The following is a 13024-nucleotide window of genomic DNA, read 5'->3' on the forward strand; positions in this document are numbered from 1 at the left end:
TTATTTCTTTGGGCAAGCTGTGTGGGCGAACATTTGGGGTGCAGTCCTTGCGGGAAAGAGGCCATCTCGTGTGTGAGTTCCCGTTGTGACGGGGGCCGGTGCCGGAGGTGCTGCTGTCGCGCTTGCCGTGAAAAATGGGATTATACCGTGAACGGTGGTTTTTTGCAGGCCATCAGGCCGATTTGGCCGCTGCCTTTTTGGCCCTGGATTGCTCCTCCAGTTCCTTCAACTGCTGGTAAGCAACGGGGTCACTCGGGGCTCGGGCTACCAGATCGGCCTTGTGAGCTTGATGCTTCAAATCCGCCATGTGCTTAAGGATTGCGCGCATTTCGTTCCAGTCGGACTCCACGCCCTCAAGCATTTGCGCCAGCTGGGTCACGGCGTAATGCTCATGGGCGTGGCCGCGCAGGCCCTCGCGCAGGGCCGCCCAGGGCTGGGGCCCGTGCTCATGGATCTGGCTGACCAGCCACACAAACAGGGGGCCGTGCGGCGGGGGCAGGGCCAGCAGCAAATGGTGCTCTTCGGTGCTGAGCCGGTCCCAGCTTTGCGGCTCGGTCAGCAGCAGCCGCAGCACCCGGTCTTCGCGGCTGGCGGGCAGGATGCGGCCCGTGACCCGGCGCGGGGCACGGCTGGCGCTGCCATTGCTTTTGTCGAACGAGCGCCCGAACTTGCGCGCAGGCGCGGCGGCCGGCGGCGCGAAATAGTATTCCGAGGGTTCCGACGACGCGTAGTCGGCGTCCTCGCGCTGCTCCGCCGGGTAGCCGGCAAATTCGGGCATCTCGTGCCCCGGGCCGGAATCTTTGGGTGGATTTTGCCTGTAGCCTTTTCCTGATGGGCGGTTGCTGCTATTGTTTTTATAGTTTTTGTAGCCCGGAGCGGCCGGCTGCCAGAGCTGCAGCAGTTCGCGGCTGTCAATCATCACCTTGTCGGCGATCTCGGCCAGCAGCTGGCGCTTGAGGGCGCCGTCGGGCAGCAGGCTCCACAGCGGGCGGGCGTTGCTGGCCATGTGGGCGCGGCCCTCGGCGGTGTCCAGGTCGCAGCCCTCGGCCGCCGCTTCGAGCAGGAAACGGCTCAGCGGAACGGCCTTGCTGACATAGGCCGCAAAGCCTTCCTGGCCATGCTCGCGGATGTAGCTGTCGGGGTCGTGCTCGGCCGGCAGAAACAAGAACTTGACGGTGCGCACGTCGCTGGCAAAGGGCAGGGCGGCGTCCAGCGCCTTGCGCGCCGCGCGGCGGCCGGCGCCGTCGCCGTCAAAGCTGAAGACCACCGAATCGGTGAAGCGGAACAGCTTTTGCACATGGTCGGCCGTGCAGGCGGTGCCCAGCGTGGCCACGGCGTTGGCAAAGCCCAGCTGGGCCAGCGCCACCACGTCCATATAGCCTTCGGTGACCAGCGCGTAGCCATGCTCGCGCAGGGCGGTGCGGGCTTCGAACAGGCCGTAAAGCTCGCGGCCCTTGCTGAAGACCGGGGTTTCCGGGGAGTTCAGGTATTTGGGCTTTTCGTCGCCCAGCACACGGCCGCCAAAGCCTATGCATTCGCCCTTGACGTTGCGGATGGGGAACATGACCCGGTCGCGGAAGCGGTCATAGCGCTTGGCCTCACCCGCCGCGTTTTCTTCGCCGGCCTCGCCGGTGATGACCAGGCCGCTTTCCACGAGCAAGGGGTCGTTGTACTCGGGAAAGACGCTGGCCAAGCTGCGCCAGCCCTCGGGCGCGTAGCCCAGGCCGAAGGTTTTGGCGATTTCTCCGGAGACGCCGCGGCGCTTGAAATACTCAATGGCGCGCTCGGAACTGCGCAGGTTCCGGATGTAGGCCATGCCGGCCTTTTCCAGCACGCTGGTGAGGGTAGCCTGCTGCTCGCGCATCTGCGCGGCTCTCGCCCGGTCCTGCGGCGAGACGTCGTCTTCAGGCACCTGCAGGCCGTATTGCTGGGCCAGGTCTTTGACGGCCTCGATAAAGGTCATGCCGGCGTGTTCCATCAAAAAACTGATGGCGTTGCCGTTTTTGCCGCAGCCAAAGCAGTGGTAGAACTGCTTGGCCGGGCTGACGCTGAAGGAGGGGGATTTTTCGCCATGAAACGGGCACAGGCCCATGAAATTGGCGCCGCCCTTTTTGAGCTGCACATGGCGGCCCACGATGTCGACCACGTCGGCGCGCGCTAACAGCTCCTGGATAAATGATTGGGGGATACTCACGGTCTGTATTGTGCCCCCAGGCCGGTTCCGGGTTGACTCAAGACCGCGCGAAGTTCCGCCGCTACCTGGTGGACAGCCCAAAACTTTGACCGGCAAGATCCAGAAGTTTGAGCTGCACAAACAGGCCGGCCCGGCGGCGGCGATTGATGCGTGCGCTTTTGTGGTGCTGATTTGCTATTAAAAGCGTAGCTGCTCCCGCCCGGTGTGACTGGGCGGAAGCCGCTTTTAATGCTTAGTCGCCCAGCACCAGGCCTTCGCGCCGCGGGTCGGCGCCGCCGAAGTAGCCGGTGGGCGTCTTCTGGATGGCCTGCAGGCCGCTGGTCATGTTCATCTCGCGCACCTCGGCACCGCGTGCCCTCAAGGCCTCCACAGTGGCCGGCGCGAAGCGTTTTTCTTCGAGCAGGCTGGGGCCGCCCAGCGAGCCAAAGTTGGGCAGGTCGATAGCCTGCTGCGGCAGCAGGCCCCAGTTGAGCACGCCATACAAGGTTTTGGCCGTGTAGTGAATGATCAGCGCGCCGCCGGGACTGCCGCCGCTCATGACGAGCTGGCCGGTGTTTTTGTCAAACACCAGCGTGGGCGCCATCGACGAGCGCGGACGCTTGCCGGGCTCCACCCGGTTGGCCACCGGTTTGCCCTCGGCGTCGGTCGGGGTAAAGCTGAAGTCGGTAAGCTCATTGTTGAGCAAAAAGCCGCCTGCCTTGCCGGTGCCGCCGTCGGTCATCAGGCGCGAGCCGAACTGGTCTTCAATCGTCGTGGTCATGGCAATGGCGTTGCCATAGCCGTCAATGATGCTGATGTGCGAGGTGCCGTACTCAGGCTGGTCGGGCATGGGCGCGTAAGCGGTTTTGACCACACCCGGCACGCCCGATCTGGCAGTCTTCATGCTGGCGCCGGTGGGCTGGATCAGTTTGGCGCGTTCACTCAGGTAGGCCGGGGCCAGCAGGCTCATCCAGCTGCCGCCGGGCGGCTGCACAAAATCGGGGTCGCCCAGGTACTGGCCGCGGTCGGCAAAGGCGAGGCGCGAGGCTTCGGTATAGAGGTGCAGCCAGTCGGCCGACGGTGTGGGCGCCACGGTGCCAGGCACGCCGCCCATGCCGCTGGTCAGTGGCAGGCTGGCGGCGTTGGTGTTGTTCAAAATGCCGAGAATCTGCCCCACGGCGATGGCGCCGGAGCTCGGCGGCGGCATGCCGCACAGGCGGTAGGCCTTGCCGGCGGCGCTGTAGTCCGAGCAGATCGGATCGCGTTTTTTGGCTTGGTAGCCGGCCAGGTCGCTCAGGGCCAGCTTGCCGGGGTTGCTTGGGTGGCTTTGCACCTTGGTGACGATGGCCTGCGCCACCGGGCCTTGCAGCAGCGCATTGGAGCCCTTGCTGGCGATCTGGCGCAGTACCTCGGCCAGGGCCGGGTTGCGCAAGGTGCTGCCGGTGTCGACCGGCGTGCCGTCGGCCTTGTAGAAATACGCGGCGGCCACCGCGTCGTTCTTCAGGTACTTCTCGTCCTTGAGCAGGGTATTGAGCCGCGCGCTGACCTTGAAGCCGTTCTCGGCCAGCTGGATGGCGGGCACGAAGAGCTGGGCCCAGGGCAGCTTGCCATACTGCTTGTGCGCCATCTCCAGCATGCGCACGGTGCCGGGCGTGCCGACCGAGCGGCCGCCGACCACGGCGGCGTCAAACGGCATCGGTTTGCCGTCCGCGCCTATGAAGAGTTTTCCATCCGCTGCAGCAGGCGCGGTTTCGCGGCCGTCAAAGGCCTCGACCTTGCCGCCACTGGAATGCAGTAAAAACGCGCCGCCGCCAATGCCGCTCGATTGCGGCTCCACCAGCGTGAGCACCATTTGCACCGCAATGGCGGCGTCGATCGCCGAGCCGCCGGCTTTCAGCACCTGGTAACCGGCATCGGTGGCCAGCGGGTTGGCCGCAGCGACGGCAAATTTGCTGGTGGCCCAGCCGGGCTTGGGGGTGTAGCCCGATGAACCTTCGGGCTGCGCCGGGACGGTGTAGCCGAACTGGCCCGGAGCGCTGGCACAGGCTGCGACCAATGCGGTGGCGGCCAGGGCCGGGAGGATGTGTCTCATGCGATATCCTTGACTGTCGTTGTAGGTTGTAGCGGGACCCTGTGCCCGCGCCGGCAAATATAGCTAGCGGTCCCTCGCCTCACAATGGCGTTTCGGAGAAAACACTCTTCCATGGAATTTGACAATCTGGATGCCCTGCGCGTGTTGCTGGCCACGGCAGAAACCGGCAGCCTCACGGGTGCGGGCAAGCGCTGCCGCCTGTCTACGGCTGCCGTCAGCGCGGCGATCAAGCGGCTGGAAAAATCGCTCGGCGTGCGTCTGTTCGAGCGCACCACGCGCGCCGTCAGGCCCACGGCCGAAGGCGCGGTGATGGTGGACCATGCGCGCCGCGCGCTGGAGCTGGTGTCGGAAGGTCAGGCCAAGGTGCGTGCCGGCACCTTCGGTTTGACGGGCAGCATACGCATCACGGCAACCGCCATACTGGTGCGCGAAATGCTCGCGTACTGGCTCGCGGAATTTGCGGCAAGCCACCCCGGCATCGAAATCGACCTGCAGATCAGCGATGCCCACGTTGACCTGGTGCGCGAAGGCATCGATGTGGCCTTGCGCAACGGCCCCCTCGTGGACTCCAGCCATTCGGCGCGCTTGCTGGCGCCGGCCCGTCGCGTGGCCTGCGCCAGCCCGGACTATCTCGCACGCCGCGGAGCGCCTGGCGAACCCGCTGAACTTGTGCAGCATGACTGCCTGGTCTGCCATGTGCGGGAGCGCCGGCAAGACCAGTGGCAGTTTGAACTGCAGGGTGAAGCCAGCGCGCCGTGCCAGGTGCGGGTGGCCGGACCGCTGGCCTGCAACGACGCTTCCATCGCGCTGCAGTGGGCGCTGGAAGGGCGGGGCATCGTCTACCAGTCCGAGATTTCCCTCATGGCCTCACTGGCCAGCGGCAAGCTGGTACGCCTGTTTCCGGCCCACCTGGGTGAGCCGGCGCCGCTGTATGCCGTGGTGCCGAGCCGGCGCTATGTGCCGGCGCGTGTCAATGAAGTGATAGAGCGGCTTTCAGCGCTGCTGACCGAAAGGCTGGCAGCGCTGCATCCGCCCGTCGGCGCATAGCTGCATCCTGTGCCTAGTGGCCGAGGATCTTCGACAGGAAATCGCGGCCGCGATCCGTTCTTGGTGCGGCAAAGAAAGCCTCGGGCGTGTTCTCTTCAACAATCTGGCCCTCGTCCATGAAGATGACGCGGTCGGCCACGGCGCGCGCAAAGCCCATCTCGTGCGTGACGCACAGCATGGTCATGCCCTGGCCTGCGAGACCCATGATCACGTCGAGCACTTCCTTGATCATCTCCGGATCCAGTGCCGAAGTGGGTTCGTCAAACAGCATGATCTTTGGCGTGAGGCACAGCGAGCGCGCAATCGCCACACGTTGCTGCTGGCCGCCCGAGAGCTGCAAGGGGTATTTGTGAGCCTGCTCGGCAATACGCACGCGTTCAAGCTGCGCCATGGCGCGCTCCACGGCCTGCTTTCTGGGCAGGCCGGTCACCCAGGTGGGGCCGAGGACCAGGTTCTCCAGCACCGTCAGGTGCGGGAACAGGTTGAACTGCTGGAACACCATGCCAACCTGGTGGCGAACGGCTTCAATGGCCTTGACGTCGTCGCCCAGCACCGCGCCGGCCACGGTCAGCGTGCCTTCCTGGTAATCCTCCAGCCCGTTGACGCAGCGGATCAGCGTTGACTTGCCCGAGCCCGACGGACCGCAGATCACGATGCGTTCGCCCGGCTGGACCGACAGGTCGATGTCGCGCAGCACGTGAAAGCTGTCGGCGTACCACTTGTTGACTTTGTCGAAGCGGATGATGGCATCGCTCATTGTTTTTGTCCTTGTGCGCCAGGCGGTCAGTGGCCGCGGCTGCGGGCCAGGCGTTTTTCGATGCGCAGGCTGTAGCGCGACATGGCATAACAGCAGGCGAAGTAGATGGTCGCAATGAAGAGATAGGCCTCGATCTTGAAAGGGCGCCAGTTCGGGTCGGAGCCCAGCGCGAGCGACAGCGAACCCGTGAGCTCGTACAGCGAGACGATGGTGACGAGCGAGGTGTCCTTGAACAGCGAGATGAAGTTGTTCACGATGCTGGGCACCACCGAGGCCAGCGCCTGCGGCAAGATGATCTTGCGCTGCGCCTGCCAATAGGACAGGCCCATGCTGGCCGCCGCTTCGGCCTGGCCGCGGCCTACGGTCTGCAGGCCGCCGCGCACGATCTCGGCCATGTACGCCGCGGCAAACAGCGTGATGCCTACGATCACGCGGATCAGTACGTCGGGCGACTTGCCCACCGGCATGAACAAAGGCAGCATGAACGAAGCCATGAACAGCACCGAGATCAGCGGCACGCCGCGAACCAGCTCGACGTAGACCACGCACAGCGAGCGGATCGCCGGCATCGCGGAGCGCCGGCCCAATGCCACCAGAACGGCAATCGGAAAGGCCAGCACCATCGAAATCACGCTGAGCATGAGTGTCAGCGGCAGGCCGCCCCACAGGTCGGTGGGCACCTTGCTCATGCCGCCCACACCGCCGCCCATGAGAACAAAGAACACGGCCAGACCCGCGGACCAGACCAGCGCAAGCCAGGGCTTCCAGCAGCGTGGGCTGCAACTGGCCAGCACGGGCGCGAGCAGCGCAAAGGTCGCCAGCACCGGCCGCCACTGCGCCTTCTGCGGGTAGCGGCCGAGCAGGATGAAGCGGGCCTTCTCGTTGATCACGCCCCAGCAGGCGCCGATGCCGCGTGCCGCCTGGCACTGGTCGGCGTCCGGCACAAACACGGCTTCCATCACGCCCCAGCGCAGGCCCTTGGCGGCGAGCCAGGCAAAGGCTGCAAGCAGCAGCAGCGACACCACCGCATTGGGCAGACTTGAAAAAAGATTGCGGCGCAACCACGGCACCGGGCCCGAGATACGCACCGGCGCGGGCCGTGCGGGAATGGCTTGAAAGGACTCAGGCACGGCTTCAGCGTTCCCTGATCGCGGCGCGCCGATTGAACCAGTTCATCAGCACCGAGGTGCCCAGCGACAGCGTCAGGTACACCCCCATGATGATGGCGATGCACTCCACCGCGCGGCCCGACTGGTTGAGCGAGGTGTTGGCAATCGACACCACCTCGGGGTAGCCTACGGCCACGGCCAGTGAGGAGTTCTTGGTCAGGTTGAGGTACTGGTTGGTCAGCGGCGGGATGATCAGCCGCAGCGCTTGCGGCAGCACGATCAGGCGCATGGTGCGCGCGCGCGACAGGCCGATCGAGGCGCTGGCCTCGTGTTGGCCCAGCGGCACGGAGGCGATGCCGGCACGCACGACTTCGGCGACAAATGCCGAGGTATACAGCACCAGACCCAGCAGCACGGCCATGTATTCGGGACTCAGCGCGCTGCCGCCTTCGACCTGCAGCTCGCTGATGGAGGGGTAGTCGAATTGCGCCGGCGCGCCGCCGGCCAGCCAGCCCAGCCACGTCAGGCCGGTCAGCAGCAGGACGACCACGCTGGCCACCGGTAGCGGGCGGCCGGTGCGCTCGAAGCGGGCGCGGGCGAAACGTGCATAGCCAAAGCCGGCAATGCAACCGAGCGCCAGACCGGCCAGTGCCAGCCAGTGCCCGGGCTCCCACATGAGCGACGGAAACGAAACGCCGTTTTTGCTCAGGAAGACAAGCTGCCCGATGCCCAGCGCCTCGTTGGCCGGAGGCAGGTACTCGATGAAAAGCAAGTACCACATCAGCAATTGCAGCAGCACCGGGATGTTGCGAAAAAGTTCCACATAGCCGTAGCACAGCTCACGCACCAGCGCGTTGTGCGAAAAGCGCCCGATGCCCAGCAAGGTACCGAGTACCGTGCTCAGCACGCAGCCGATGACCGCGACACGCAGCGTGTTGAGCAGGCCCACCAGAAAAGCTTTCCAGTAGGGGTTGACCGGGTCATAGTTGAGCCAGCCCTCGCCTATGTCGAAGCCGGCCGGTTGAAACAAAAAATCGAAGCCACTCTGAATGCCGCGCAGCCGCATGTTGTTCAACGTATTGCCGATCAGCAGCCAGACCAGCAGCGCAATCAGCGCCACGGCCAGCACCTGGTAGACGACGCTGCGCAAGCGGCGGCTGCGCCACGAGAAGTTCCGGCGCGGCGCGGCGCGGGCGGGGCGTGCCGGAATCAGCCCGGACATCAGCGCACCGGTGGTGCGTACATCAGGCCGCCTTTCGACCACAGGTTGTTGCTGCCGCGTGGCAGGGCCAGCGGGCTTTTGGGCCCGACATTGCGTTCAAAGATTTCGCCGTAATTCCCGGTGGCCTTGATGGCGCGCACCAGCCAGTCCTTGTCAAGGCCCAGCAGCTTGCCGGTGTCTTCGCCGCTGCCGAGCAGGCGGCCGACCGCGGGGTCCTTGTTGGCCTGCTGAAGGGCCTCGACGTTGGCCTGCGTCACGCCGTACTCCTCGGCTTCGATCAGGCCGAACACCACCCACTTGGCGATGGCGAAAAACTCGTCGTCACCGCGACGCACTGCCGGGCCGAGCGGCTCTTTGGAGATCAGCTCGGGCAGGACCACGTGCTCGGCGGGGTTTTTGGCCTCCTTGTTGCGGATCGAGGCCAGCCCCGATGCGTCGGTGGTGTAGGCCTGGCAGCGGCCGGAGAAGTAGGCGGCGTTGGCGGCGTCAAATTTCTCGAATACCACAGGCTTGAGGTTGAGGTTGTTGGCCTTTGAGAATTCCGTCAGGTTCTTTTCCGTGGTGGTGCCGGACTGCACGCAGACGGTGGCGTTTTTGAGCTGTTTGGCACTCTTGACCTTGCTCTTGGCCGGCACCATGAAGCCCTGGCCGTCGTAGTAGATCACGCCGGTGAAGCTCAAGCCCAGCGACGCGTCGCGCGTCAAGGTCCAGGTGGTGTTGCGCGAGAGGATGTCCACTTCGCCCGATTGCAGGGCGGCAAAGCGCTGCTGCGAGACCAGCGGCACCCATTTGACCTTGGCGGGGTCGCCCAGCACGCTGGCGGCGATCGCGCGGCAGACATCCACGTCCAGACCCGACCAGTTGCCGCTGCTGTCGGCTTGCGAGAAGCCCGCAACACCGCTGCTGACGCCGCACACCAGTTGGCCGCGGGACTTGATGGCGTCCAGCGTCTTGCCCGCATGGGCCGGCGCTGCGAGCGCGGCCATGCCCAACACGGCGGCAGCCGCAAAGCAGCGTTTTTCAAACAGGTTCAGCATTGTTGACTCCAGAGCTTGGTAGATGATTTATGGGTCCGGTTCAGCCGTCCGATGCCCGGGCGGCATGAATCGATGTTCGCACAAACACCTGAAAAGTAAAGCTTTGCAAGTCCCATGTCATAGTCCGAGTTTTTATAAGCAAATGGGCGCGGGGGCGGCGTCAATCACGCATCGCCATGCCTTGGCAGCGCGCGGCGGCGGGTTTCATGGCTTCCGGTGTCACCGGCTTCATGCAAAACCAGGTTCACCCGGGCGCCGCAGCGAAATGACCTTGCCGGGAGGTGATTTGCAGGCCGCCGAAAAGGTAAGGCCGACGGGACTGTTTTATCAGTCAAATCGGCCTCCAGCCCTTGAGGGAATGCTGTGAATAGCTATCAATTAGATAGCATCCAAACCTGTGTTGTCTTAACGCGGCGCCAGGCGAATGGCGCCGTCGAGGCGGATCACTTCGCCGTTGAGCATGTCGTTTTCGATGATGTGCTTGGCCAGCTTGGCGTAGTCCTGCGGCGTGCCCAGGCGCGAGGGGAAAGGCACACCGGCGGCCAGCGAATCCTGCACTTCCTGCGGCATGGCAAACAGCATGGGCGTGCCGAAGATGCCGGGGGCAATCGTCATGTTGCGGATGCCGTTGCGCGCCAGGTCGCGGGCAATCGGCAGCGTCATGCCGACAATGCCGCCCTTGGAGGCGCTGTAGGCGGCCTGGCCGATCTGGCCGTCGTAGGCCGCCACCGAGGCGGTGGAAATCAGCACGCCGCGCTCGCCGGTGGCTTCGGGTTCGTTCTTGCACATGGCGTCGGCCGCCAGGCGGATCATGTTGAAGCTGCCGATCAGGTTGACGGTGATGGTTTTGCTGAACAGGGCCAGGCCGTGCGCGCCGTTCTTGCCGACGGTTTTTTCGGCCGGTGCAATGCCGGCGCAGTTGACCAGGCCCATCAGCTTGCCCATGGACACGGCCTGGGCCACCACGGCCTGGCCGTCGGCTTCCTGGCTGACGTCGCATTTCACAAACGCGGCCTTGCCTTCACCAAGGTCCTTGGCAACGGCTTCGCCTTTTTCTGCCTGCATGTCGGCGATGACGACCTTGGCGCCGTTGGCCACCAGCATGCGGGCCGTGCCTTCGCCCAGGCCGGATGCGCCGCCGGTGACGATGAATACTTTGCCTGCGATTTCCATGGGGTTGCTCCTTGAAGTTGAAAGATTGAAAAGGGCGGCGGGCCAGCACGGCCTGATGCCTGGGTCGGCCAGCCTGGGAGGCAGGCCGATATTGACGTTAACGTAAACGTCAATTATGACCCATGAAAAAGCCCGGCCGTTTGCCTGCGGCCGGGCTTTTGGGGTGTTTTGGGGGTGAGCAGGCCCTGGGGCTTGCCGTTTACCTGTAACCCACGCGGTCCAGCATCTGCTGAACCTTTTGCTGGTGTTCGCCGACTGCGCTGATGGGAATGGTCTCGGACTTGAAGCCACTGCGGGCCATGGCCTTGAGGGCCGGGTTGTCAATGTCCAGGCCGGCCACGGCGGGCCACTCGTTGTTGCCGTTGGCAAAGTAGTTCTGGGCCTTGGGGCTGGCCAGGTATTCCATGAACCTGATGGCGTTCTCGGGGTGCTTGGCGTTTTTGGCCACGGCCGCGCCGGCAATGTTCAGGTGCGTGCCCCAGTTGTCCTGGTTGGGGAAGACCACGCCCACGCGCTCGGCCACGACCTTGTCCTCCGGCGCGTTGGAACGCATGATGCGGGCGAGGTAATAGGAGTTGGTCAGCGCCACGCCGCATTCGCCGCTGGCCACGGCCTTGATCTGGTCCGTGTCGCCGCCCTTGGGGTCGCGTGCCATATTGGCGACCAGGCCCTTGAGCCATTCCTCGGCCTTGGCCGGGCCCATGTGTTCGGTCACGGCGCCAAACAGCGACAGGTTGTAGGGGTGGGCGCCGGAGCGGGTGCAGAGCTTGCCCTTGTTGCGCGGATCGGCCAGCTTCTCGTAGCTGTCCACATCGGTTTTCTTCATGTGCAGCTTGTCATAGACCACCACGCGGGCGCGGGTCGAAAAGCCGAACCAGGCGATGCCGTCCGGCGTGGGCCTGGCGCGCAGGTTGGCGGGAATGGCGGTTTCCAGCAAGGGCGACTTGATGGGCTTGAACAGGCCTTGCACCTCGCCCGACCAGAGGCGGGCCGCATCGACAAGCAAAATAACGTCGGCCGGCGACGCCGTGCCCTCGGCCTTGAGCCGGGCCAAAATGCCGGCATCGTCGGCATCCACGCGGTTGACCTTGATGCCGGTGGCCTTGGTGAAGTCGGAGAACAGCGCTTCGTCGGTCTGGTAGTGGCGGGCAGAATACAGGTTGACGACCTGTTCCTGGGCGCCGGCGCTGCCGGCGGCGCCAAACAGGGCTGCGGTGGCCAGTGCCAGGCTGGCAAACGACGAAGCTTTTTTGAACATGCTGAAAGAAATCCTGAAAGGTTGGGAGCGGATGAGTTTAATACAAACGCGAATAATTCTCAATTGGTTTGACGTTGAGGGTTGGGGGCGTCAAGGGTTTGGGAGCTTGCCTGCGGCCGGCGACTGGCGCCGGCAGGTGGCCAGGCGCTGCCAGCGCATCATGGCAATGCTGGTCTTGCCCGCCTTGCTGCTGGCCGGCTGTGCGACACCGCCTGCCACGCCTTCCGCTGCGCCGGCCACGGTGGAGCCGGCCGTGAAAAGGCCGCTGAAGATCGGTCTGGCGCTGGGCGGCGGCGCGGCGCGCGGCTTTGCCCATGTGGGCGTGATCGAGGTGCTCGAAGAGGCTGGGCTCAGGCCCCAGTACGTGGTCGGCACCTCGGCCGGCAGCCTGGTGGCGGCGATTTATGCCAGCGGCAAAAACAGTGCCCAGCTGCACCAGACCGCGCTCAACATGGAGGAGGTCGCCATCACCGACTGGATGCTGCCCATCATTGGCCGGGGCATGTTCCGCGGCGATGCGCTGGCCCGCTACGTCAATCAGCTGGTGGGCGGGCGCCTGGTTGAGAACATGGCGATTCCGCTGGGCATCGTGGCGACCGACCTGAACAGCGGCGAGGCCGTGCTGTTCAGGCGCGGCGACACCGGCACCGCGGTGCGGGCGTCCAGCGCCGTGCCGGCGGTGTTTGTGCCCGTCAAGATCAGCGGCCGGGAGTATGTCGATGGCGGACTGGTGTCGCCGGTGCCGGTGCGTTTTGCGCGGCAGATGGGCGCGGACCTGGTGATTGCCGTCGATATCTCCAGCCCGCCCGAGGGCAACCCGGCCAGCGATACGCTGCAGATCCTGTTGCAGACTTTCGCCATCATGGGCAAAAGCATCAACCAGTTCGAGCTCAAGGAGGCCGACGTGGTGGTACGGCCCTCGCTCACGGGCCTGAAGAGTGCCGATTTTTCGGCCCGCCAGCGCGCCATCGATTCCGGCCGGGCCGCCATGCTGGCGGCGTTGCCCGCGCTCAAGGCCAGGCTGGAGGCCGGGGTGGCGTCAGCCCATTAGCAGGCGCTCCTGTTTTGATAGCTGTTTGCGCCCGCACTGCCTGGGCTGCAGGCCAATTGAAGCAAAAAAAAGCCCGGTCTTGCGAGCGGGCTTTGAACGGATCCG

General features: G+C 64.7%; 10 protein-coding genes. 2 read left to right on the forward strand and 8 right to left on the reverse strand.

What is annotated here, in order from left to right; genetic code table 11:
- Positions 1-172: 172 nt before the first annotated feature.
- Positions 173-2194 carry a DNA primase gene (gene dnaG / locus PJE01S_RS06405; RefSeq protein ID WP_068832331.1) on the reverse strand — a complete coding sequence of 674 codons (2022 nt, stop codon included), beginning with the start codon at positions 2192-2194 and terminating at the stop codon, positions 173-175.
- Positions 2195-2426: 232 nt separating this feature from the next.
- Positions 2427-4265 carry a gamma-glutamyltransferase gene (gene ggt / locus PJE01S_RS06410; RefSeq protein ID WP_068832332.1) on the reverse strand — a complete coding sequence of 613 codons (1839 nt, stop codon included), beginning with the start codon at positions 4263-4265 and terminating at the stop codon, positions 2427-2429.
- Between the two features lie 111 nt (positions 4266-4376).
- Here ggt and PJE01S_RS06415 point away from each other — a divergent pair, with 111 nt between their 5' ends.
- Positions 4377-5312, forward strand: coding sequence for a LysR family transcriptional regulator (locus tag PJE01S_RS06415; protein WP_068832333.1), 936 nt, complete (start codon positions 4377-4379; stop codon positions 5310-5312).
- A 13-nt stretch (positions 5313-5325) separates the two neighbouring features.
- Here PJE01S_RS06415 and PJE01S_RS06420 read toward each other — a convergent pair whose 3' ends face one another.
- The 6 genes from PJE01S_RS06420 to PJE01S_RS06445 form a co-directional block, all read right to left on the reverse strand.
- Positions 5326-6069 carry an amino acid ABC transporter ATP-binding protein gene (locus PJE01S_RS06420; RefSeq protein WP_068832334.1) on the reverse strand — a complete coding sequence of 248 codons (744 nt, stop codon included), beginning with the start codon at positions 6067-6069 and terminating at the stop codon, positions 5326-5328.
- Between the two features lie 26 nt (positions 6070-6095).
- Positions 6096-7199: an amino acid ABC transporter permease gene (locus PJE01S_RS06425; protein WP_084389396.1), complete on the reverse strand. Its 1104-nt coding sequence runs from the start codon at positions 7197-7199 to the stop codon at positions 6096-6098.
- Positions 7200-7203: 4 nt separating this feature from the next.
- A complete protein-coding gene (locus PJE01S_RS06430) occupies positions 7204-8400 on the reverse strand; it encodes an amino acid ABC transporter permease (RefSeq protein ID WP_068832336.1) in 1197 nt (398 codons plus the stop codon).
- Positions 8400-9437, reverse strand: coding sequence for an amino acid ABC transporter substrate-binding protein (locus PJE01S_RS06435; protein ID WP_068832337.1), 1038 nt, complete (start codon positions 9435-9437; stop codon positions 8400-8402). Before PJE01S_RS06435 ends, PJE01S_RS06430 begins: the two co-directional genes overlap by 1 nt.
- Positions 9438-9842: 405 nt before the next feature.
- Positions 9843-10610, reverse strand: a complete 768-nt coding sequence (locus PJE01S_RS06440) for a 3-hydroxyacyl-CoA dehydrogenase (protein WP_068832338.1) — start codon at positions 10608-10610, stop codon at positions 9843-9845.
- A gap of 199 nt (positions 10611-10809) precedes the next feature.
- Positions 10810-11868, reverse strand: coding sequence for an extracellular solute-binding protein (locus PJE01S_RS06445; protein WP_068832339.1), 1059 nt, complete (start codon positions 11866-11868; stop codon positions 10810-10812).
- 160 nt (positions 11869-12028) lie between these two features.
- On the opposite strand from PJE01S_RS06445, the gene PJE01S_RS06450 reads away from it, so the two are divergent.
- Positions 12029-12919 carry a patatin-like phospholipase family protein gene (locus PJE01S_RS06450; RefSeq protein ID WP_068832549.1) on the forward strand — a complete coding sequence of 297 codons (891 nt, stop codon included), beginning with the start codon at positions 12029-12031 and terminating at the stop codon, positions 12917-12919.
- Positions 12920-13024 lie beyond the last annotated feature (105 nt).

It is taken from the genome of Polaromonas jejuensis NBRC 106434, assembly GCF_001598235.1.
GTDB lineage: Bacteria > Pseudomonadota > Gammaproteobacteria > Burkholderiales > Burkholderiaceae_C > Polaromonas > Polaromonas jejuensis.

Excerpts from the sequence above, each read along its gene's own strand:
- PJE01S_RS06415 (WP_068832333.1), top strand. The coding sequence starts at position 4,377 with ATGGAATTTGACAATCTGGATGCCCTGCGCGTGTTGCTGGCCACGGCA.
- PJE01S_RS06430 (WP_068832336.1), bottom strand. The coding sequence starts at position 8,400 with ATGTCCGGGCTGATTCCGGCACGCCCCGCCCGCGCCGCGCCGCGCCGG.
- PJE01S_RS06440 (WP_068832338.1), bottom strand. The coding sequence starts at position 10,610 with ATGGAAATCGCAGGCAAAGTATTCATCGTCACCGGCGGCGCATCCGGC.
- PJE01S_RS06450 (WP_068832549.1), top strand. The coding sequence starts at position 12,029 with ATGGCAATGCTGGTCTTGCCCGCCTTGCTGCTGGCCGGCTGTGCGACA.
- PJE01S_RS06420 (WP_068832334.1), bottom strand. The coding sequence starts at position 6,069 with ATGAGCGATGCCATCATCCGCTTCGACAAAGTCAACAAGTGGTACGCC.
- PJE01S_RS06445 (WP_068832339.1), bottom strand. The coding sequence starts at position 11,868 with ATGTTCAAAAAAGCTTCGTCGTTTGCCAGCCTGGCACTGGCCACCGCA.
- ggt (WP_068832332.1), bottom strand. The coding sequence starts at position 4,265 with ATGAGACACATCCTCCCGGCCCTGGCCGCCACCGCATTGGTCGCAGCC.
- PJE01S_RS06435 (WP_068832337.1), bottom strand. The coding sequence starts at position 9,437 with ATGCTGAACCTGTTTGAAAAACGCTGCTTTGCGGCTGCCGCCGTGTTG.